Origin of the sequence: Youngiibacter fragilis 232.1 (genome assembly GCF_000495435.3) — a bacterium.
GTDB classification, from domain to species: Bacteria; Bacillota; Clostridia; order Clostridiales; family Clostridiaceae; genus Youngiibacter; species Youngiibacter fragilis.
In genome coordinates, this window is sequence record NZ_AXUN02000113.1 from 1 (window position 1) to 22,913 (window position 22,913).

Below are 22,913 nucleotides of genomic sequence, written 5' to 3' on the forward strand. Positions count from 1 at the left end.
ATGCTCTGGGGTGGCAGCATCATCTTGATGGCTGTCTCCTTAACTCTCCTGGTATAGGCCATAATGTCGTCCTCCTCATCCTATTCCTATTAGGATACTTTATTTATTGGGGTACGACAAACATTCTGACACATAGGGTTAACCAGATGATGAACTTAATCATGTAAAGGATATAATAATTAGACATGTTGTTTAGACATGTCTATATTTATATGAAGAATATTGCCGTTACTCCAAATAATTTTTTAATGAAAATCAATGAAAACGATTGACAGTGTTAATGTTGGGTGATAAATTAGACACATCGACAGAGATTAGACAACTTTTGAAAAACATGTCTAATTTTTAGAACAGAGGATAATATAGGGAGGAAAGTATGAAAAAGGTATCAAGATTGGTGGTAGCGTGTCTGTTGTTGGTTATGATGGTTGTTACAGGTTGTTCGTCCAAGGATCCGGCTCCAACGACAACACCGAGTGGCACAACTGCGCAAACTGAATCCAAGGGGAAGGTCGCTGTTATTCTGGGAGTCGGAGGTCTTGGAGACCAGGGCTACAATGACCTGATTTATGCAGGTGCACAGCGTGCAAAGGATGAGCTTGGAGTTGACTTCGATTATGCTGAACCAAAGCAGATTTCAGAATATGAACTCATATTCCGTGATATGTCCAGCAGCGGAGAATATGAAGTAATTGTAGGTGTTGGTTTCGACCAGGTAGACCCGCTTGTCAAGGTCTGTGCGGAATACCCAGACCAGAAGTATGCGATAATCGATGGAGTGATCGATGCTCCTAACGTAGCATCCTATGTCAACAAGGAAGAGGAAGGTTCATTCCTGGTTGGAGTACTTGCTGGACTCATGGCAAAGAATGCTGAAGCATACAAGCTAACTGGAAGCGAGAAGATCGGATTCATCGGAGCAATGGAGATTCCATTCCTTGTGAAGTTCTATGCAGGATACATGGCAGGAGCGAAGTATGTCAACCCGGCTGCTGAAACCATGGCCGGATATGTTGCAGGAAACAACCCATTCGCAGATACATCAACAGCCAAGGAGATCGCACTCAGCCAGAACAGCAAAGGCGCAGGGATAATATACCATGCGGCAGGCGGAAGCGGACTTGGACTGTTCCAGGCAGCTGCAGAAGCTGATTTCGTTGCCATCGGCTGCAACTCGAACCAGAATGGACTCGAACCAGACCATATAGTTGCCAGCATGCTGAAGAGGGTTGACACAGCTTCCTTCGAAATCATAAAGGCAGCGGTAATAGACAAGAACCTCTCAGTTGGAAAGCAGGTTGTTCTTGGAGTAAAGGAAGAAGGAATCGGCTACACCCTTGAAAACAGCAAGATTGTAGTAAGCCCTGATGATGTTAAGATCATAGAAAAAATCGCTGAGAAGATAAAGAGCGGAGAGATAGTAGTACCTACTACTTTAGACGATGCCGCAAAGTTCCTTGAAGCGAACAAGTACGAATAAGAAAGAAAGTATTACTGAAGATAAGGCAGACTGAATTTTAAGTGGGCATAATGATCGGGGGTGGGCTTTCAGTCCATCCCTGTGTTACGGAATGAGGATTTTTAAGAGGGGGTACCCGATGTTAGCTGTTGAAATGAATGGAATAACAAAGCGTTTTCCGGGTATGGTGGCAAATGACAATATAAGCTTCAATATCGAACAGGGAGAGATACATTGTCTGCTGGGGGAGAACGGAGCCGGGAAAAGCACACTCATGAAGGTGCTGTTCGGGTTGTACAAGCCTGAGGAAGGGACCATAAAGGTAAAGGGGAAGGAGATCAGCCATATGACTCCCAATCTTGCCTATGAGCTTGGCATGGGAATGGTGCATCAGCATTTCATGCTGATCGAGAACCTTACAGTCCTCGAAAATATCATACTTGGACATGAACCAGGCAAGGGAATGCATATAGACAGGAAGGAAGCCACTGAAAAACTTACGGCGCTTTCAGAGAAGTTCGGATTTGCGCTTAGCCTTGAGAAGAAGATAAGCGAGCTTTCAGTCGGCGAGAAGCAGCGTGTTGAGATAATGAAGACCCTGTACAGAGGAGCAGACATCATCATACTTGATGAACCGACTGCCGTACTTACCCCACTTGAAATAGAGCAGCTGCTGAATGTCCTTAAGGATATGCGAAAGGACAACAAGACCATAATATTCATAACCCATAAGCTCAATGAGACAATGGAGGTTTCAGACCAGGTCACAGTTCTTCGGAACGGAGCCTCGGTTGCCAATGTCAGGACCAAAGACACAACCCCTCAGGAGCTTGCAAACCTGATGGTCGGACAGACCATGTCCTTTGAAGTGATTAAGGCTTCATCTGAAAAATCCGAGAAGCCGGTGATTTCGCTTGAGAATGTGAGACTTCTTGAACATGCAGTAAATACGGCAACCCTTGACATCAAGGGAGGAGAGATCCTAGGGATAGCTGGAGTTGACGGAAACGGACAGCAGGAGCTGGAGGAACTCATAATCGGTATAAGGAAGTGCAAGGAAGGGTCAATCCGACTTGACGGAGAAGATGTGACTCACCTTAACTCCAGGAAGCGCAGGGAGTTTGGCATAGGCTACATCCCTGCAGACAGGTGGAAACACGGTATTGTGAAGGAGCTGTCGTTAAAGGAGAACTATCTTCTCGGCAACCAGTTCCGGAGCGAGTATGCAAAGAACGGGATAATCAACTATGCCTATCTTGACAAGAAGGCGAAGGAACTTATGAAGCTGTTCGATGTAAGGGCGGTAAATGTTGAGCAGAAGATCGGGGGTCTCTCCGGAGGAAACCAGCAGAAGCTGGTCCTTGGACGCGAGGTAAGCACAGGACCGAAGCTTGTTGTGGCATCCCAGCCTACCCGTGGACTTGACATAGGAGCCATACAGTACATCAAGCAGGTCCTCCTGCAGCTTAGAAGCGAAGGCAAGGCAGTCCTTCTCATATCCGCTGACCTTACCGACCTGTTCCAGATCAGCGACAGGATAGCAGTCCTTTATAAGGGAGAAGTCATGGACGTCAGGCCATCGGAAGAATACACCAATGAATCAATCAGCCTTTTGATGGCGGGAAAGAAGGAGGAAAAGAATGGATAAGGAATACAGGATAAAGCTGCAGGGCCTTTTGTTCAATCTTGGCATTTCTGCATTTGCGATCCTTTTGTCCCTCGTTTTCTCCGCTCTCATCATGCTTGCTGTCGGGTATGATCCGGTGGCGGCATACTCATCCATGCTTAACGGTTCATTCGGAAGCACCCAAGCCATTGCAAACACATTGAGCAAGAGCATACCGCTCATATTCTGCGGATTGTCATTCTCATTCGCCGCAAAAAGCGGTGTCTTCAACATAGGAGGGGAAGGGCAGCTTAACATGGGAGCCCTTGCCAGTGCTGTTGTGGCACTCTCGATGCAGGGAATGCCCAGAGTCATTGTGATTGGTGCTTCCATACTTGCCGGATTCCTCGCCGGAGGGCTTCTTGGGGTGCTGCTGGGGCTTGCAAAATCCAAGCTTCACCTAAATGAGGTAATCGTGGCAATAATGATGAATTATCTGGTAGCCCTCTTCTGCTCATACGCAGTCAGCGGACCGCTGAAGTACGAAGGTTCAGTGACTCCCCAGACAGAGGCAATGGATAAGATATACATGTTCAGGAACCTTATTCCGAAATCGCAGCTGACCACTGCCCTGCTGCTGGCCCTGCTGCTGGCTCTGGTAATCTACCTGTTCTTCGCGAAGACGCGTGCAGGTTTCAACATAAGGGTTGTGGGTCAGAATCCAGATGCTGCTAAAGCCTCAGGAATAAAGGTCGGAGCAATGATGGTAATCGCAATGGCAGTTTCCGGAGGAATCGCAGGCCTGGGAGGCATGACTGAGGTATTCGGAAAATACGGAAGGTTCATAGACGGATTTTCTCCAGGGTTCGGATTCACAGGAATTGCTGTTGCAGTTCTTGCAGCAAACAATCCATTCGGACTGATACTTACAGCCATACTTTTCGGAGCAATGGATGCAGGTGCCATGAAGATGAGCTATGTTGCGGGAATCTCAGCTACCATGGTACAGGTGATCCAGGGTATGGTAATACTCTTCGTCGCCACCCCGAATATCGCCCGTAAGATACTGTACAGGAAGGAGGCCTAACAGAATGGAGAACCTTACATATTTGTTTTCCTCGGATATGTTCCTTGCCACTCTCAGGCTGTCCATTCCACTGACGCTGGCTGCGGTCGGTGCTACGATCTGCCAGAGAAGCGGCGTCATCAATCTTGGAGTCGAGGGAATGATGCTCCTTGGGGCATTCAGCGGAGTTCTTGGAGTTCATCTTACAGGAAGCCCGTACCTTGGTATAATGCTGTCGCTTGCGGTTGGAGCCCTCATTGGCTGGATATACGCGGTGCTCGTGCTGCATTACGATGCCAACCAAAGCGTCAGCGGCATAGGCCTGAACGTATTCGCATCCGGACTTACCATAGTCCTGACAAGGGCTGTATGGAAGAGTGACGGATTAAGCGGCAGCGTCAAGCAGGTCCCAAGCATAACAGTACCTGTACTGTCGGAGATTCCATTTCTCGGCTTGCTTTTCAAGAACCAGTCACCGTATCTTTATTTCACTGTAATGATCGTAATCCTTGCCTGGTGGTTCATGTACAGGACAAAGCAGGGACTCAGGCTAAGGGCCATAGGCGAACATGATGAGGCAGCAGCGACAGTGGGAATACCTGTCAAGCTGTACAGGTATAAGGCAATAATCGTCTGCGGAATGCTCTGCGCACTTGGCGGGTCATATCTTTCAATTGTCCAGAACAACAGGTTCGTGAAGGACATGGTAGCGGGACGAGGCTTCATGGCACTTGCCGCCAATATATTCGGCGGAGCAAATCCTCTGGGATCATGGGGTTCAAGCCTGGTATTCGCATTCGCGCAGGCCGTAAGGATCAACCTGGAGGTGGACATACCTGACCAGTTCCTTCAGATGCTGCCCTATGCGCTCACGCTGTTCGTACTTCTTATCATTGGCCTGAAGAACAGAAAGAAGTACAAGGACAAAATCGCTTAAGACCAAAACACGAAGCATCAAATGGATATATTGTAGGTTGAGCATCTGCTGTACCTGAGGTCATCAGATGCGTGCATGATGATTGGAGGATTTTAAATGTCAATACTTAACAAGCATGAAACAACACTTGGACAAAAACAGTATCATATAGCGCTGGCACCTGGAGACATCGGAGAATACGTGCTTCTGCCTGGAGACCCAGCCAGATCTGACCGTGTAGCCAAATATCTCGATAATGGAGTGCTCATGGCGAACAACCGCGAGCACAGGACCTTCACCGGAACCTACAAGGGAATAAAGATAAGTGTCACATCGACCGGAATGGGATGTCCGTCAGCAGCGATCGCTGCGGAAGAGCTCATCAACATAGGCGCAAAGACGCTGATAAGGATAGGAAGCTCAGCGGCGCTTGATCCCAGGATCAATATCGGAGACCTGATGATAAGCACTTCATCAATGAAGAATGAAGGAACCTCGAAATTCTATGTTCCAGATTGCTTCCCAGCGGCACCTGATTTTGAGTTTACACACGAACTTATTATGACAGCCAAGGAAATGATGGATGAAAGTGAACAAAAAGTATATATTGGAGTTAGTGCAACTGATGATGCGTTCTATGGCGAAACACCTGAATTCCTAGAGAGCCTGAGAAAGCTCAAGGTCATGAATATAGAGATGGAAGCATCAGCACTCTATACAATAGGACACCTAAGGGATGTAAGGGTAGCATGCATATGCGGCTGTTCGGGAAATCTCACAAACAGCGAAGTAATCTACACCAAAAAGAACGAAAGGCTTGCTGAAGCCTGGGATAAGGAAATCCAGGTAGTACTGGAAACAATAGCAAGGTTCGAGGAAGCAAAAAAAGCTAAAAAATAACATCGGAATTCGATTGATCAATTAAGGAGAGTCACATGGGAGAAAGAATAGGACAGGAAGATAGAGGAAAGACGCCGGTTTTTGTAGCAGTCTACGACCGGTTATATGAAATGGTGACTAATGGAACCTATCCTGCTGGGAAAGCACTCCCGCCGGAGCCGAAGCTTGCTGCCCTGCTTGACGTAAGCCGTGAAACACTCCGTAAAGCCATGAGGCTCCTTGAAGAGGACGGACTTCTGGAGAAAGTGAAGGGTAAAGGGAATTTTGTTGTGGACCTTAACAAACCAGGGGTTTCAAGTCTGGAAAAGCTCGGGAACCCCGTCCGCAAATGCATACAGGTGCCAATTGACGAGGATGTTGAAGTGGAAGTGCGCCTGCAGTCATCAAGCGATTACGAGCAAAAGCTTTTCAATCGTGAGACGAAGACTGCACTTGCGATTGACAGGTGGTATAGGAGCAACGGAAAGATAGTCGCCTATTCGCTGACACTTGCACCGATAGAATCAGTTCTGACTCTTGGACTTGACCTTTCAAACAAGTCCGAGGTGCTTGATTTCCTGGAGAACACGGCTTACGAGATTGCTAGCCGTGCCCATATCAAGGTGAAGACAACCTGGGTAGGAAAGTTCATAAGCGACCGTTATGTACTTAGCGAGGATGAAGAACTGAGCCTCATACAGGAGAACCTCTATACTGAAGATGAATTTACACTTCTGATCCACAACAAGCACTACATATTGCCTGAAGTCTGTTCGATCGAGATCAATGCGACGCATTGACCAAAGCGATGATCTGAACATTCTGGCGGAATTGGAGAGAGGTAAGGATGGATAATACACTACTGATAAAAAATATAAGGCATCTCGTGACCTGCGATGACAAGGATCGCATCCTTGAGGATACCAACCTTTTTGTAAGGGATGGAGTCATCGTATCTATAGGGGACTCACAGCCTGAGGCATCCAGAGTCATAGACGGCTCGGACCTTGCGGTATATCCGGGACTAGTGAACACGCATCACCACCTGTACCAGATACTGACGAGAAATCTGCCTCAGGTACAGAACCTTGAACTGTTCGACTGGCTGACAAAGCTCTACCAGATATGGAAGAACCTGACAACTGACGCCATCTATGACAGCTCAATGGCAGGCATGGGTGAACTTGCGAAATTCGGATGCAGCACTGTGTTCGACCACCATTATGTTTTCCCGAAGGAAAGCAATGATTTCCTGTCAGCTCAGTTTGAAGCGGCAGGAAAACTCGGAGTCAGGATGGCAGTATCCAGAGGAAGCATGGACCTGAGCGAAAAGGATGGCGGCCTTCCACCTGATTCGGTTGTTCAGACTATCGATGAAATACTCAGAAGTTCAGAGAGAGCCGTAAACCAGTTCCATGACCCGAAGGAATACTCAATGAAACAGATTGTGCTTGCACCATGCTCACCCTTCAGCGTAACAGGAGACCTCATGAAGGAGTCAGCGAAGCTTGCAAGGGACCTTAAGGTAAGGCTCCATACCCATCTGGCGGAGACAATGGATGAAGAGGTCTATCTGAAGGAGAAGCTTGGCATAAGGCCGCTTGAATATATGGAGAGACTTGGCTGGATCGGTTCCGATGTGTGGTTTGCTCATGGCATCCACTTCAATACCGATGAACTGAAGCATCTTGCTGAGACAGGTACCGGAGTAGCTCATTGTCCCGCATCAAACATGAAGCTTTCATCAGGAGTAGCAAGGATACCTGAGATGCTGGCATTAGGGGTTCCGGTAGGCCTGGCAGTAGATGGCAGTGCCAGCAATGATGGTTCAAGCCTCATGGAGGAAATGAGGATAGCATACCTTCTTCACAGGCTAACCTCAGGAGACAAGGCTCCAAGCGGATACGAAATACTGAAGATAGCTACCAAAGGAAGTGCCAGGTTACTTGGACGACCTGAGCTGGGACATCTTGCCCCAGGTATGGCAGCTGATTTCTTTGCAGTAAAGGAAAGCCGGCTTGAATTTGCAGGAGCTGCCTTTGATGTCAGTAGCATGCTGTCAACAGTCGGAATCAAGGCTCCTGTGGACTATACGGTAGTTGCAGGAAAAGTCATAGTCGACAAAGGGATACTTGTGGGTGTGGATGAAGAGGCCCTTACAAGGCGGATCGCTAAGCACTCAAAAGGGATGATGCAGTAGAAACATGCATATGAATACAAAGACTGAACAGGAAGCGTGGTCTTGGCCACGCTTCTTCTATCAGAGCTGGAGGAAACGATGTACGAAAGAAATAGAAAAAAAGTGATCCTTGATGTAGATACGGGTTCGGATGATGCTATAGCCATAATGGTGGCACTGAAGTCAGAAAAGCTGAAGGTCGAAGGGATCTGCACAGTCTGGGGTAACCTTGGAGTAGAGCAGACCACGTTCAATACGCTTGCGGTATGCGAAGTACTGAACATGGATGTGCCTGTCTATGCCGGGTGTCCGCATAGCATGGTGAAGGACCTGACACCTGGACGTGTTCCTGAAAGTGACATAAAACCTATAATAATAGATGGCAGGGAGCTTAGCCTTCATAGTGAGAGGTTAAGCGGATTGCCTGATACAAATAAGACCAGGGAAGCACTCCACGCGGTTGAGTTCTATCATAAGTACCTGAAGGAAACCACCGAACCTGTGACAATAGTCGCGGTAGGTCCCCTCACAAATCTTGGATTCCTGTTCAGGATGGCTCCTGAGCTTGCTGATAAGGTAGATGAACTGATAATAATGGGTGGAGGGGTTGAAGTGTCCAATGTCAGCGAAGGCGGTGAAGCCAATGTCTGGCATGATCCCGAGGCTCTCCAGATCATCCTTGAAGCCGGACTGAATCCGCTTCTTGTGACCCTTGATGCAACATTCTCCGTTCCGCTTACAGACTCGGATTGCGATGTGCTTGAATCGCTGAATACCTTCGAAGGAAGGTTCGCAGCCAGCGTGGTTCGCCAGAGGATAGAATATGAGTCCGTGAAGCATGCGACAAGGGGAGCCTGGTCTCCTATCCACGATGCCCTCGCAGCATGCGCTTGCATCGACAGATCCGTCCTTACAGAGGTATTGACTGAGAACTGCAGGGTGGAGTGCACCGGCATATGTGACGGTGAACTGCTCCTTGACAGGAGGGCAAAGCCTGCGTCTGCCAATGCAACGATTGCTGTAAAAGCTGACAAGGATAAGTTTTTTGGGATGCTTTGCAGCCTGTTTTCAGGTAATGGAAGGGAATCCCTGAAATCTCACGAGGAGGAAATCACGGCTTAGTCCATGAATCAATACATATGAAAAAGAAAGTGATCCTAGACGTTGATACAGGTTCGGATGATGCGATCGCCATCATGCTTGCAATGCTATCACCGGAAATCGAGGTCCAGGCCATATGCACCTGCAGCGGCAATGTGGACATAGGACATACCACTGACAACACTTTAAGGCTTCTCTCGAGAATGGGAAGGAACATTCCGGTATATCGGGGGCTCCCTGAACCTCTGGTCAAAAAGCTCCATAATGAGAGAAGTGTTACGAAGAAGCTTGAGGCTGTCATAGACGGTAAGGTTGCCAGGATGCATGACGACCAGCTGAATCTCCCTGATTCAATATACAGGGAGCAGGAGATACCTGCTGTCTTCTATTACAAGGAAGCGCTGACAAATGCGGAGGACCCGCTTAATATAATAACAACCGGACCGTTGTCGAATCTCGCCACAGTGCTTTCACTCTGGCCGGATCTCGCAGGCAGGATAGGCAGCCTGACCATTATGGGCGGAGGACACAAGATATACAACAATAACTATGCCGAAGGAAACTTCTGGCATGACCCGGAAGCGGCCCAGATAGTTCTGAATTCAGGTATAGTGCCAACACTGGTGCCGCTTGATGCAACCCACCAGGCAATAATAACAAGTGATGAAATCGAAGTGCTGAGGAGCCAGGGCAATTTCTGCAGCGAATTTGCGGCAGGACTTCTGAAACAGCGCATGAAGCTCCATACGGCAAACCAGCCGCTGCATCTTCCTGATTCAGCAACCATGCATGATGTTGTAGCTGTTGCAGCCTTCCTTGATCCAGAGGTGTTGATGGATGTCAGGGATGTACGCTGCGCTATTGGATTTACAGGCTCTGCCGAAGGACACTGTGCCATAGACAGGAGGGAATCCAGGGAAAAGCCAAATTGCCGTTTCGCAATGTCAGCTGACAGGGAAAGGTTCGTGAAGAGATTCCTTGAAACCTTCGCCAAAGCAAAGGACATACAGTAGGAGATATTCCAACAAGAACTGACAAATTTGTAATTAAGGAGGTACCCATGAAGATAGTAGTTGTAGGGAGCCTGAACATGGACTACATTTTGCAGGTTCCGCATATCCCGAAAGAAGGCGAGACCATCCTTTCAACAGAAACAGATACATCTCTGGGAGGCAAGGGCCTGAATCAGGCTGTTGCAGCTGCCCGTTCGGGCGCCGAGGTAGCGATTATAGGAGCCATCGGTGAGGATGAAGATGGCAAAATCATGAAGGAACTCCTGGTGAAGGAAGGGATTGACCATGAAGGGCTTGATGAACAGCCAGGGCCTTCAGGCAAGGCATACATATCCATAGATGCAAAGGGTCAGAACACCATCATAGTATCTCCGGGAGCGAATTTCAGGCTTACAGAAGGATGGGTCGACGAGCATAGGAAAGTTTTAGAGGATGCTGAGTACTGCATCATGCAGATGGAGGTACAGCTTCCCGTAATCTATTCGACGCTTAGGCTGTGCAGGGAAATGGGAGTTAAGGTAATATTCAATCCCGCGCCTGTGAATGCCGCATTCGACAGAAGCTATCTTGGGTTTGTCGACTATCTTGTCGTCAACGAGACAGAACTCATACTTCTGAGCGGAGGCGAGGAGGATCCTGAGAAGGCCATATCGAAGCTGCTGGCTGAGGGCGTAAGGAACATAATCTACACCATGGGGTCAGACGGGTCCAGATTCTGCAGCAGGGAGCTTGACATCAGGATACCTGTTTACAAGGTGAAGGCTGTGGATACGACTGCCGCAGGCGATACATTCATCGGTGCTTTTGCCAGCCAGTTCGATGGCAGCAACCATACCGAAGCGATGACCTACGCCTCAAGGGCAGCGGCACTTGCTGTCACCAGGGAAGGCGCCATAGGCTCGATACCGAGGAAGGAAGAGGTTGACCGGATGGCCTGAGCCCAGTAGAAATGCCGGAATTGTGCAACTATGGAAAAAGGACTTGTTTTCGCAAAAAAAGCTGAAAATAAGTCCTTTTTTGTGCCATGTGGCATATTCTTATACCGTCTGCAATTGTTATCATATAGTCAATACAACGGGGAATTGATAATATAACCATTATGGAGGGAAACATGAAAAAAGACCTTGAAACACTGATCCAGCAGGCACAGCAGATTGCTGCAAATTCCGCACTTACCCACGAGCAGGCTACAAACAGCCTTGCTTCACTTCCTGGACAGTTTGCGAACGTGTTCGATTTTCCTGAAGGATTCGAGGAAATGCTCGAAGAGGGACTGCTCTGCAACCTTAGTGAAGGATTTTTGCCATATGCCCCGAGATACATACTGCCTGATTACCAGAAGCTGATGGATGAAGGCTGCCAGTTCCTTAGGCTGAAGCCGCCGACGACACTTTCTGAAGCCATACTGACACTTGAGATATTCTACAGGCATGTGCCGTCAGTGACCCATTATCCGGTTTACCTTGGCAGGGTTGACAAGATGCTTGAGCCCTTCATAGACGGTGTAAGCGAAGAAGAGGCTAGGCGTGAGATAAAGAACTTCCTGTTCTTCCTTTCAAGGAGCATTCCTGATTCGTACTGCCACATGAACATAGGGCCTGAAGAGACAAAGGCCGGCAACTACATACTGGATGCCGAGATGGAGCTTCAGGAAGCCATCCCTTCGATCACCATGCTTTACGATGAAAAGGTAACCTCCGATGATTTCTCAGAGAAGGCACTGAGCTGCGCGCAGCTTTGCGCAAAGCCAAGCTTTGCCAACTACAACGATTATCAGGAAGCCAATCCTTTCCCGATAGGAATCGCAAGCTGCTACAACGCACTGCCTCTTGCTGGAGGAGCGTTTACGCTCTCAAGGGTTATGATCAGCAGGATTGCTGACAAGGTCAATAACAGCGATGAATTCTTCGAGTTCCTTCCAAAGGCTGTGAACACTCTTTGCACATTTATGGACGAGAAGATCAGGTACCTTGTGGAGGACAGCCATTTCTTCACCACGAACTTCCTCGTGAAGGAAGGCTTCATAAAGCTTGAGAACTTCACAGGCATGGTTGGAATAGTTGGCCTGAACGAGTGCGTGAATACGCTCCTTGCAAAGGATGGAATTGATGGAAGGTATGCCCAGTGCAAGGAAGCAGATGATCTGTCGCACAGGATACTTGCTGCAATGAACCAGCATTTGAATTCATATGAATCAAAATACTGCGATGTTACAGGGAACCACTTCCTTCTTCATGCTCAGGTAGGGATAGCGGAGGACATCGGCATCACCCCGGGAATCCGCATAGCAATCGGCGAGGAGCCGGACCTCTATACTCACCTCAAGCATGAAAACAAGTTCCAGAAGTACTTTCCGAGCGGAGTCGGTGACATATTCCCCTTTGATGAGACTGCAAAGAACAACGTGGGAGCCATACTTGACATAGTAAAGGGAAGCTTTTCACAAGGAATGCGTTATTTCTCAACCTACTCCGATACCTGCGACGTTGTAAGGGTAACAGGCTACCTTGTAAAGAAGTCTGACATAGAGAAGCTTTCAAGGGGCGAGGCAGTAGGACAGGCCAATGCCACATGGGGATACCTGGCATCGAAGAACCAGCATGCCCTTGAGCGCAAGGTAGAGTCCCTATGAAAGCCCCTGTCAACCACATCATAGACTCAAGCTTCATAGACGGTCCTGGAAACAGGACGGTGATATTCTTCCAGGGCTGCAACTTCAACTGCAAGTATTGCCACAATCCGGAGACAATAAACCTATGCATCAATTGCGGCCTTTGCGTACCGGGATGCCCTTCGGGAGCACTTGAGATGGTTGAAGGCAAGGTTGAATGGGATGAAAAAAGGTGCACTGATTGCGGGGCATGCTACAAGAACTGCCCTTACTCGGCGACACCCAGAGTGAAGGAAATGACGGTTGAAGGTGTAATGGAGAGGGTGAAGGCAAATATGCCATTCATCAGGGGGATCACAGTTTCCGGAGGTGAGTGCTCCCTTCAAAGGGATTTTGTTGTGGAACTCTTCAGGCAGGCTAAGGCGATTGGCTTGGGCACACTCATGGACAGCAACGGGGGACTTCCAATAGCCTTCGATGAGGAACTAATGTCTGTGACAGACGGTGTGATGCTGGATATAAAGGGGACTGACCAACTCTTCCATATGGAGCTTACCGGCCGAAGCAATGACATGGTACTTAACAATGCCGTGGAACTGGCAAGGCTGGGGAAGCTCACAGAGATAAGGACAGTGGTGCTGCCGGACAATCCGTTCAGCCGTCTCACAGTTGTAAATGCAGGAAATATCCTGGAACCATTCCTCAGATGCAGCAAGGTTACCTACAGGCTCATAAAGTTCAGACCAATCGGTGTCAGGGGAGAGGCTCTGACCTGGAAAATGCCGGGACAGGCCCAGATGGAGGAGCTCAAGTCACTTGTGGAGGACAAGGGATTCCACAGGGTCATCATAACCTGACCCCATGTTGAATCTAGGGTAGCAAGACTTATAAAAAATAAATGGCACTGTCACAGAAGGCTCATGACCTCTGGACAGTGCTTTTCTTTTCCTTGATGAAAAATCAGCCAAATCCATGCTCTTTAGTGTAAGAATCATACCTGTCCCTGAGCCTCTGGAATGCGGAGCCTGTGACGACTATCTTGCCATGGCTTCTCTTAATAAGGCCTTCTTCCTCAAGCTGTTCGAGTTGGCGGTAAAGGGTGCGGCTGCTTATGTTCATAAGCTCTGCGATTTCAGCCTTGTTTGCCTCGATCACATGAGGAAGTAGCTTTCCGGAGCAATTCTCGAACAGGAAGATTATCAGGTTCTCATATGGTGTGTTAAGGGTAAGCTGGTCGGTCCTATCAAGCATCCTGGCTGTGAACCTTGCAAGAAATGACAAGGCTGCCAGTGCGATCTCATGGTTGTTCCTGATTGCACGGAGAAAGAAGGCTGGGCGGATCACCGCGCAATGTGCGCGGGTTTCTGCCTGGAGTGTTACTCCATGCCCCTTTGTTCCTGTAAGGGACTCATAAAGGCCATAGATCTGGGGAGCCTCTGATATGCCGCTCCTTATGCTCATGCCGCCTGAGCTGTATTTGAAGACCGAAACCTGACCTTCGATAAGTACCATGAGTCTCTCAACCGGGGCGCCGATATAGGAGAGATATTCACCCTTCTCGAACCATATAAACTGAATGTCCTCATAGGCAACAGTATTCAGGAAGGTTTTATCGAGTTTGACTTTGATGTCTCTGGACATTACGGCTTCAAGGAGCCTGGCCAGCTTCTCCTCATTTGTCACAGCTTACACCTCCTTCTGGATATGGAGCTTCAGCACCTGTTATAACCAGAGTATCATAAACCTAGTAAATTGACCACAGAGGTGATTTCCAGGGAAATTACATGCTCTCCTGAAGAGATGCACTGCCTGAACAGGGCTCTATAAAATCAGTAAAAGCTGGATGGCCAGAATTATAATGTAATATTATGATATCGGTTTAATTTCAATTCGAATAATTATTTTGAAATATTCTTAAATATAAGGCCCAGCAAATGCATGAGTGTGTGTTTATCTATGGTACTGAAGGAATATCATAGGAATCTGAAGCAAAGAAAATTTTAGGTTTTATCATTGTTAATGTTTACATGTACAACAACGTGTGGTATATTTAACGCAAGTTGTTAAACAAGTTACTAAACATGTACAACAAACGACAGGGGGAAAATAAACATGAAGAAAACGATTGCCATCCTTGGTACATTGCTGCTGTCCGCCTCAATTTTAGCAGGCTGCGGAAGCTCAGCGCCAACAACTCCTACCGCAGGCCCCACCACACCGTCCCAGTCACAGACTGCAGCTCCAAAGGACTTCAAGGCAGGCATAATATTCACTGAAGCTGGCCTTGGAGGACAATCCTTCAATGACCTTGCATTCGAAGGAGTCAAGAAGGCTGCCGCTGACCTTGGCATCAAATATGACTATGTTGAGCCGAAGTCAGTTTCTGACGAGGCGATCGTACAGGAAGACATGGCCTCATCAGGTGAGTATGACATAATCATATGCGTGGGCGCTGAACAGATCGATGCACTTAAGATGGTGGCTGCAAACTATCCTGAGCAGAAGTTTGCACTTATAGACGCCAATCTTGAACTGCCGAACGTCGCATGCTATACGAGCAAAGAGCAGGAAGGTTCTTTCATGGCTGGAGCACTCGCTGCACTCATAAAGCAGGAGAAGGCAACAGACAAGGTTGGAGATGGAAAGACAGTCGGTGTCATGGTTGGAGTGAATAATCCGCTTCTTAACAGATTTGTTGCAGGCTATACTGCAGGTGCCAAGTACATCAACCCTGAGCTTGAAGTGCTTGTTGACTATGTCGGAGGCTTCGGAGACCCAACTACTGCAAAGAACATAGCCACTACCTTCAATTCGAAGGGTGCTGATGTAATATTCCATGCTGCAGGAGCTTCAGGAATGGGACTCTTCCAGGCAGCACAGGAAAAGGGGTTCGTTGCTATCGGTGTCAACCTCAACCAGAATGGTGTCGCTCCTGACAACATAGTTGCCAGCATGATGAAGAGGGTAGACTCCAGTGCATATAATGCAATTGAAACCACTCTGAACGGGGAATTCAAGGCCGGGCTCAAGGTTATGGGACTTGCTGATGAAGGCGTAGGCCTCAATATGGAAGGAAGCAACATAAAGCTGCCTGAAAGCGTGACAAAGAAGCTTGATGAGATCAAAGAGCTTGTGGTTTCAGGGAAACTGGTTATACCAGCTGCGATCGAAGAGGTCAATCCATTCCTGGAAGCGAACAAGAAATAATCTGACAATACTGATGGGCGGTTTGGGCTCCGGAGTGTTCTGCTGGCTGCAGGATAATTGAGGATATCCCGTACCGCCTGTTTCTGAATTAAGGCAGCCATACTATACCAAGAACGGAGGGAAACTGATGCCGATAATTGACATGAGGCAGATAACGAAGCGTTTTCCGGGTGTTGTCGCAAACGACAAGGTGGATTTTCAGGTAGAAAAGCAGGAGATACATTGCCTTCTGGGTGAGAACGGATCCGGAAAGACTACGCTTATGAATGTGCTCTTTGGCCTGTACCATCCGGAAGAGGGAGAAATATACGTAAAGGGAGAGAAGGTGCGCATAAGCAATCCCAATGATGCCTACAAGCTGGGCATAGGAATGGTGCACCAGCACTTCATGCTGGTAAACCAGATGACTGTGCTTGAAAACATCATTCTGGGCAATGAGTGCGGGAGCTTCTTCCTGGACAGGAAAGAGAGCGAAGCTGCGGTCAGGGACCTGATTACGAGGTTCAACTTCAAGCTTGACCTCAACCAGAAGATAGCTGACCTTTCAGTCGGAATGAAGCAGAGGGTTGAAATCGTGAAGACCCTTTATCGCGGGGCCGATATAATCATCCTTGATGAGCCCACTGCGGTCCTTACTCCTCAGGAGGTGGCAGACCTTTTTGTCATTCTCCATCAGCTGCGCAGAGATGGTAAAACTATCATATTCATAACCCACAAGCTTAATGAGACCATGGAGATGTCTGACAGCGTGACAGTCCTCAGGAAGGGTGTCAAGGTTGCCGACCTGAAGACCAGGGATGTGAATCAGAACGACCTTGCGGCACACATGGTGGGCAGACAGGTTGAGCATATTGTGAGTGACAGTGTGGAAAGCTATGGTGAGGTTGTGCTTTCGATAAAGGACCTGGTCTTGAATGACAAGACAAGGATTCCTGTGAACCTTTCTGTCCGCGCAGGAGAGATCCTTGGCATAGCAGGGGTAGAAGGCAACGGACAGCAGGAGCTTGAGGAGCTTATCATTGGAACCATGCCGGTGCGTTCCGGTAAAATCGAGATCAACGGGCAGGACATTACCAGCAAGCCTGTAAAGGACAGGAAGGACCTTGGTATAGGCTACATTCCAGCGGACAGGCACAAGAACGCCATCCTCAGCAACTTCTCAATAATTGAGAATTACCTGCTCGGTTACCACAAGGACAAGGACTATATAAAGAATGGATTCATAGACTTCAGGAAGCTGGAGAGCGACGCTGACAGGTTCGTCACGGAATTCAATGCGAAGGTTGCCGACATCGGAGACCCCATTTCTTCACTCTCCGGAGGAAACCAGCAGAAGATTGTCTTAAGTCGTGAGGTAAGCCATGATCCTATACTGGTTATTGCTGCACAACCTGTGAGAGGGCTTGACATAGGCGCCATCGAGTTCATACATAAGACGCTTCTGAGACTGAGGCATGAGAAGAAGGCAATCCTGCTCATATCTGCAGAGCTTTCGGAGGTAATGAACCTTTCTGACAGGATAGCGGTACTTTATGAAGGCCAGGTAAGCGCAGAATTCCCAAGAGGCAAGTACAACCAGGAGCAGATCGGACTGTTCATGGCAGGAAGAACAGAGAAGGAGGTTGAAGTATGAGCGAAACAGCAAAAAAACGGTCTAAACTGAAGGCACTGTCAGCACTTGGAGATTTCGGAAGCTCACTGCTCAGCGTCTCCATAGCGCTGGTACTTGGAGCCGTTATCATTCTGGTAATCGGGGAGGATCCCATAGAGGCATATACCGCACTACTTCAGGGTGCGCTCGGTAACGCAAGGAGCATAGCAAACACCTTCAGCAAGAGCATACCTCTTGCATTCACCGGCCTGGCTGTGGCAATGGCCAACAGGGGAGGTATGCTGAACATCGGAGCTGAAGGTCAGCTTCACGCAGGTGCCATGGCATCAGTGCTGGTTGCACTGGCTCTGCCAGGACTACCTGTGGCTGTCCTTCTGCCTCTCTGCATAATTACAGGAGTTGCTGCTGGAATGCTTGTCGGATTTATCCCGGGATACTTCAAGGCAAAGAAGCAGACAAGCGAGGTAATAGTGGCAATAATGCTGAACTATATCGTGACTCTCTTCATGTCATTCCTCGTCAATGGACCGTTCAAGGCTGAGGGTTCCGTATCGCAGACAAATGCGATATCCGAGGGCCTGATGCTTACGAAGCTTGTCGGGAATTCACAGTTAACCACTGCCCTGTTCATACTCCTTGCGGTTGCGGCAGCCCAATATATCTTCCTTTGGAAGAGCGCTGCGGGCTTCCAGCTTAGGGCTGTGGGAAGCAATCCTTCGGCATCAGTATCTGCGGGAATGAATGCAAAGAAACTGATGATATTCGCAATGGCACTGAGCGGAGGCATAGCTTCACTTGCAGGAGTGACCGAGGTCATGGGTAAGTACGGGAGATACATCGAAGGGTTTTCACCCTCCTTCGGATTCACTGGTATAGCCGTGGCTATACTCGGAAGGAATCATCCCGGTGGTGTGCTCCTGACATCACTGCTTTTCGGAATACTTGATACCGGAGCGCTCAGGATGGGAAGGGTCACCAATGTCTCTGCCAACATAATTGTAGTGATGCAGAGCCTTGTAATACTTCTTGTTTCAGCACCTGAAATCGCGAAACTGATAAGAAGGAGGAGTCGATGAAATGGAACTTTTCTCTAGGATGATAACATTGACACTGCAGCTTTCAGTTCCGCTTGTACTCGGCGCCATGTGCGGCACCATTGCGGAAAGGGGAGGAATAATACTTCTCGGTGTCGAAGGCCTCATGCTTCTCGGTGCATTTACAGGAGTCCTTGGTTCGCACCTTTCCGGAAACGCATATGTCGGACTCCTGTTTTCAATAGTTGGCGGCGGAATATTCGGATACCTGTACACCCTGTTCTGCCTTAAGCTCAAGGCACACCAGTCTGTTGTAGGTGTTGGAGTCAATATGTTCGCCAGCGGAATAACCGCCGTGCTGCTGAAGGTTTTCTGGAACAGGGAAGGCATGAGCGATCCTGTTGCCTCCATACCGAATGTGACGGTCCCAGTGATTTCGGAGATACCGGTTATTGGCATGCTGTTCAAGGATCAGTCCCCTTACCTGTACCTCATGATACTTATAGTCGCGACTGTATGGGTGGTATTTTACCGAACCAAGGTCGGCCTGAGATATAGGGCCATCGGAGAGCAGCCGTTCGCAGTGCAGACATCAGGAATCAATGTAAATAAGTACAGGTATGTAGCCATGGTCTTTGCAGGTGTAGTAGCCGGAGTAGGCGGTTCATTCCTGTCGCTTTCCCAGAACAACCTGTTCGTAATGGACATGACTGCAGGCAGGGGCTTCATGGGACTAGCGGCAAATATTTTCGGAGGATGGAATCCAATAGGGTCTTTCCTTGCAGGCATGGTATTCGCTGTGGCGCAGACAATCAGGTTCTACGCCTCTGATATCAAGATCCCTATCCAGTTCATTCAGATGATGCCATATCTCCTGACTCTCTTCATATTGCTGTTTGTCGGCAAGAAGGCAAAGGGTCCGGAAGCTCTGGGCAAGCTGGTAAAGTGATGATATTGACAACTGAACATGGTCATATAATAATGTGTAATGGAGGATAACAATGCAGGATAATCAGAAGATGATGCATATAGCCCTTTCAAAGGACCAGGTAGGCAAGTACGCCTTCCTGCCGGGGAGTCCTGAAAGGGTTCCAAGAATTGCCGCTTTCCTGAGAGATTCAGAAAAGGTCGCGCAGAACAGGGAGCATACCAGTTACAGGGGTTATATCGGTGATACCCCTGTTATGGTGGTCTCCACAGGAATGGGAGGTCCTTCAACCGCGATATGCCTTGAGGAGCTCGTCAAGCTCGGAGTGACTACCTTCATAAGGATAGGCACCTGCGCCTCCACATCTGCACTCGTCGAGCGCGGTGACATAGTGATACCAACAGGTGCGGTCAGGATGGAAGGGACCTCTTCGCACTACCTTCCCCTTGAATACCCATCTGTACCTGACTATTCCCTTGTTAAGAAGATAGAGGAGGCGGCAATCGCGCAGGGTTTCAGGTACAACACGGGAGTAACGATAACAAAGGATTCCTTCTATACGCAGACTGAACCTGAGACAAGGCCTATCGGCTATGAGCTCATTAACAAATGGACTGCATATGAAAAGGGCGGGGCCACCAGCACAAGCATGGAGGAAGCACTGCTGTTCATAGCAGCCACAAGCCTTGGAGTCAGGGCTGCCTCGGCACTCATTTCAGCTACGAACTACAAGAGCTACGACCAGGACAATATACTGTCACCCCTGGAAATTGAGAAGAGGGTGATAATTACAGGTGTGGAAGCCATGAGATTGGTAATAGAGGAAGACAAGAGAAAATCCAGGTAGTGGCATAATCTATAGCAAATAAGGATGTGTTTGAATTGGCACAGGTCACTTCAGTAACGGAAAAAGAAAGGAAGCTTCCTTTGTTCGTGGCTGCATACGAGACTATGTACAACAGGATAAAGGATGGGACGTATAAGCCCGGGGATAAGCTGCCAAGCGAAAGTGAGTTGTCTGTCGAGCTTGCGATAAGCAGAGGCACTCTAAGACAGGCTATGCTTCTACTTCAGGAGGACGGCCTTATAATGAACTATAAGGGTAAGGGAAGCTTTGTACTTGAAACAAACAAGGAACTGAGCACAGGGATAGAGAAGATCGTAAATCCCCTGATAACATGCAGCATCCAGCCCATTGACAAGGTAGTTACCGAGATGCACTTCCAGCCGGCTACAGAACCTCATAAGAAGTTGTTTGACCTTCCTCAGTCATCGCTTGTATCCCGGGCTGAGTTCTCATACTTCATAAAGGACAAGGTAGTTGGATTCGCGCTGGTATTCATGCCTTATGACCTTCTGGTTGAGAACGGGGTGGCAATAGACGACAATGACGAGATTCACAGGTTCTACAACAGCTTTCTCACAACTGAAAGACTCAGCTGTGAAAGTGTACTGAGGATGGGATTTGCCCGGAAGTTGACAGCTGATAAGATGCATATTAAGGAAAAGGAACCGATCCTCATAATGGAGGAGACATTCTATATGGGAAACCGGCCTTCAATGCAGCAGAAGATATTCTTCCTACCCGCGTACTATGAGTTGAAGATTCTAAGGTCAAATGACAGATATACCTCTAAGCAGGGTACACAGGGTCCGTTGTCATCTGATAAGCTCTAGAATCACACAAGTCAATATTCAGTTTGAAGAAATAATGGATTGAAGGAGCAATATCTATCCAGGTAAGGAACAGGAAATGCTGATTGCAAGGACTATCGGGAGTTCAAGGTTCGTATACAACCATATCCTGGAACTTTGGAACAAGGAACATGAGGATACCTTCCACTGTATAAACTGCTCACCTCAACATAAGAACCTTAACCAGAAAACCTGGCTGAACCATGAAGTCTGCATACTAAGCAATGCAGCGAAGCACAGCATGAAGGTCGACGTGTTCATAGGTCCCGTGTTCTGTTCAGATACATTGAACGATGTATATTTACTGCATATTTATTGCATTTAATGGTTGACAAGCCACATCTACGTGGAATACAATTAGCGAAAGAATTGAATCAATAGAAACCTTTGAGGCAGAGGAAAATCAGAATGCACCTTTTAGAGAGCGGGAGATGGTGGAAATCTCGCAGGAAGCACTGAACAATATGGACTGCTGAGGTTGGCGTCAAATGCGCCGACGCAAGACTGCGTTATTGGTCGGGGATATGTATGTATCCTTTTGAGATGGTTCATATGAACCTAAGCAAGGTGGCACCGCGCAAAGTATTCGCCCTTGGTCTGTTTTAGGCAGACCAGGGGCGTTTTGTTATTCAGGGGGGATGCAGGGTATGAAGTCAGGTGGAAAAATTGTAATTCTGGGAGCGGGTCATGTCGGGTCACATTGTGGTATGGCATTGGCCTGGCGAGGTATCTGTCAGGAAGTAGTCCTAGTGGACAAGAATGAGAAAAAGGCGGCTGCACAGGCAATGGACATATCTGATGCATTAACCTTTCCGCCAAGCGCAGCAGTTGTACGGCAGGGTTCATACTCTGATTGTGCTGATGCAGATATAGTGGTAATAGCAATAGGGGAGCCAAGGCTTCCGGGTCAGACAAGACTGGATCTTCTTGAAAGCTCTGCAAGGATGCTCAGGGAGCTGACAGAAACCCTTAAGCCTATAGGAATAGGGGGAGTGGTGGTAACCATAACGAATCCTGCAGACATCGCCGCATACTATGTGCGTCGTGAACTTGATCTCCCCAGGGAGAGGGTATTCGGTACCGGAACACTGCTTGATACAGCGAGGCTTGTAAAGACCATATCAGAGAAGAGTGGAGTCTTCAGGGGAGCCATCAGCGCTTTCTCAATGGGAGAGCATGGCGACTCATCAATGATCCCGTTTTCCCAGGTCAGGATAGGAGCACTTCCCCTTGACAGTTATCCCGGGCTTGATAAGGAGTATATTCTGGAACGAACCAGGATGACAGGTATGGACATCATAAACGGTAAGGACTCAACAGAGTTCGGAATCGGACAGGCACTTACAGCACTCTGTGCTTCCATACTGGGTGATGAAAGGCAGGTATTCCCGCTTTCGGTTCTGCTTGAGGGAGAATACGGACAAAGGGATGTCAATTGCGGTGTCCCATGTGTTGTTGGACGAAACGGCATCGAATCGATTGTTGAGCTGCCGCTGACCTCTGAGGAGCAGGCTCAGCTTGATGCTTCCTGCGATATAATAAGAAGACATATTGAAAAGGCCTGCAACCAGCATAAGGTCATATAACTGATTTGAAGGAGTGAAGAA

At 48.2% G+C, this 22,913-nt stretch carries 21 protein-coding genes; 20 read left to right on the forward strand and 1 reads right to left on the reverse strand.

Annotated features, from left to right (window positions below):
• Positions 1-376 precede the first annotated feature (376 nt).
• From T472_RS06030 to T472_RS06085, 12 genes are all read left to right on the forward strand, one after another.
• Positions 377-1,480: a BMP family lipoprotein gene (locus tag T472_RS06030; RefSeq protein ID WP_023387915.1), complete on the forward strand. Its 1,104-nt coding sequence runs from the start codon at positions 377-379 to the stop codon at positions 1,478-1,480.
• Positions 1,481-1,598: 118 nt separating this feature from the next.
• Complete coding sequence (locus T472_RS06035) at positions 1,599-3,107, forward strand: ABC transporter ATP-binding protein (RefSeq protein ID WP_023863426.1); 1,509 nt, start codon at positions 1,599-1,601, stop codon at positions 3,105-3,107.
• Complete coding sequence (locus tag T472_RS06040; protein WP_023387431.1) at positions 3,100-4,152, forward strand: ABC transporter permease; 1,053 nt, start codon at positions 3,100-3,102, stop codon at positions 4,150-4,152. Before T472_RS06035 ends, T472_RS06040 begins: the two co-directional genes overlap by 8 nt.
• A gap of 4 nt (positions 4,153-4,156) precedes the next feature.
• Positions 4,157-5,068: an ABC transporter permease gene (locus T472_RS06045; RefSeq protein ID WP_023387430.1), complete on the forward strand. Its 912-nt coding sequence runs from the start codon at positions 4,157-4,159 to the stop codon at positions 5,066-5,068.
• A gap of 96 nt (positions 5,069-5,164) precedes the next feature.
• Positions 5,165-5,947 carry a nucleoside phosphorylase gene (locus T472_RS06050; RefSeq protein WP_023387429.1) on the forward strand — a complete coding sequence of 261 codons (783 nt, stop codon included), beginning with the start codon at positions 5,165-5,167 and terminating at the stop codon, positions 5,945-5,947.
• A 35-nt stretch (positions 5,948-5,982) separates the two neighbouring features.
• Positions 5,983-6,726 carry a GntR family transcriptional regulator gene (locus T472_RS06055; protein ID WP_023387428.1) on the forward strand — a complete coding sequence of 248 codons (744 nt, stop codon included), beginning with the start codon at positions 5,983-5,985 and terminating at the stop codon, positions 6,724-6,726.
• Positions 6,727-6,773: 47 nt separating this feature from the next.
• On the forward strand, positions 6,774-8,126 hold the full coding sequence (locus tag T472_RS06060) for an 8-oxoguanine deaminase (protein WP_023387427.1): 1,353 nt from the start codon (positions 6,774-6,776) through the stop codon (positions 8,124-8,126).
• A gap of 78 nt (positions 8,127-8,204) precedes the next feature.
• Positions 8,205-9,227 (forward strand): nucleoside hydrolase, encoded by a 1,023-nt coding sequence (locus T472_RS06065; protein WP_023387426.1) that lies wholly within the window; start codon positions 8,205-8,207, stop codon positions 9,225-9,227.
• 17 nt (positions 9,228-9,244) lie between these two features.
• Positions 9,245-10,219 carry a nucleoside hydrolase gene (locus tag T472_RS06070; RefSeq protein ID WP_023387425.1) on the forward strand — a complete coding sequence of 325 codons (975 nt, stop codon included), beginning with the start codon at positions 9,245-9,247 and terminating at the stop codon, positions 10,217-10,219.
• 47 nt (positions 10,220-10,266) lie between these two features.
• On the forward strand, positions 10,267-11,157 hold the full coding sequence (rbsK, locus tag T472_RS06075) for a ribokinase (protein WP_023387424.1): 891 nt from the start codon (positions 10,267-10,269) through the stop codon (positions 11,155-11,157).
• A 173-nt stretch (positions 11,158-11,330) separates the two neighbouring features.
• Positions 11,331-12,851, forward strand: coding sequence for a YjjI family glycine radical enzyme (locus T472_RS06080; RefSeq protein WP_023387423.1), 1,521 nt, complete (start codon positions 11,331-11,333; stop codon positions 12,849-12,851).
• Complete coding sequence (locus T472_RS06085; RefSeq protein ID WP_023387422.1) at positions 12,848-13,687, forward strand: YjjW family glycine radical enzyme activase; 840 nt, start codon at positions 12,848-12,850, stop codon at positions 13,685-13,687. Before T472_RS06080 ends, T472_RS06085 begins: the two co-directional genes overlap by 4 nt.
• Positions 13,688-13,790: 103 nt before the next feature.
• On the opposite strand, the gene T472_RS06090 is transcribed toward T472_RS06085, so the two are convergent.
• Positions 13,791-14,513, reverse strand: a complete 723-nt coding sequence (locus tag T472_RS06090; RefSeq protein ID WP_023387421.1) for a Crp/Fnr family transcriptional regulator — start codon at positions 14,511-14,513, stop codon at positions 13,791-13,793.
• A gap of 429 nt (positions 14,514-14,942) precedes the next feature.
• On the opposite strand from T472_RS06090, the gene T472_RS06095 reads away from it, so the two are divergent.
• The 8 genes from T472_RS06095 to T472_RS06130 all read left to right on the forward strand — a co-directional run bounded on the left by T472_RS06095 (position 14,943) and on the right by T472_RS06130 (position 22,892).
• Positions 14,943-16,037 (forward strand): BMP family lipoprotein, encoded by a 1,095-nt coding sequence (locus T472_RS06095; protein WP_023387420.1) that lies wholly within the window; start codon positions 14,943-14,945, stop codon positions 16,035-16,037.
• 127 nt (positions 16,038-16,164) lie between these two features.
• Positions 16,165-17,670 (forward strand): ABC transporter ATP-binding protein, encoded by a 1,506-nt coding sequence (locus T472_RS06100; protein WP_023387419.1) that lies wholly within the window; start codon positions 16,165-16,167, stop codon positions 17,668-17,670.
• Positions 17,667-18,725, forward strand: a complete 1,059-nt coding sequence (locus T472_RS06105; protein ID WP_023387418.1) for an ABC transporter permease — start codon at positions 17,667-17,669, stop codon at positions 18,723-18,725. The genes T472_RS06100 and T472_RS06105 overlap by 4 nt, the downstream gene beginning before the upstream one ends.
• A 1-nt stretch (position 18,726) precedes the next feature.
• The gene (locus tag T472_RS06110; RefSeq protein ID WP_023387417.1) at positions 18,727-19,632 is read left to right on the forward strand and encodes an ABC transporter permease; all 906 of its coding nucleotides are present in this window, start codon (positions 18,727-18,729) and stop codon (positions 19,630-19,632) included.
• Positions 19,633-19,684: 52 nt separating this feature from the next.
• The gene (locus tag T472_RS06115) at positions 19,685-20,458 is read left to right on the forward strand and encodes a nucleoside phosphorylase (RefSeq protein WP_023387416.1); all 774 of its coding nucleotides are present in this window, start codon (positions 19,685-19,687) and stop codon (positions 20,456-20,458) included.
• A 26-nt stretch (positions 20,459-20,484) separates the two neighbouring features.
• Positions 20,485-21,288, forward strand: coding sequence for a GntR family transcriptional regulator (locus T472_RS06120; RefSeq protein ID WP_207643951.1), 804 nt, complete (start codon positions 20,485-20,487; stop codon positions 21,286-21,288).
• Positions 21,289-21,340: 52 nt separating this feature from the next.
• Entirely contained in the window at positions 21,341-21,631 is a 291-nt protein-coding gene (locus tag T472_RS06125) for a DNA/RNA non-specific endonuclease (RefSeq protein ID WP_278279653.1), read from the forward strand.
• Positions 21,632-21,953: 322 nt separating this feature from the next.
• Positions 21,954-22,892, forward strand: coding sequence for an L-lactate dehydrogenase (locus T472_RS06130; RefSeq protein WP_023384967.1), 939 nt, complete (start codon positions 21,954-21,956; stop codon positions 22,890-22,892).
• Positions 22,893-22,913: the final 21 nt, after the last annotated feature.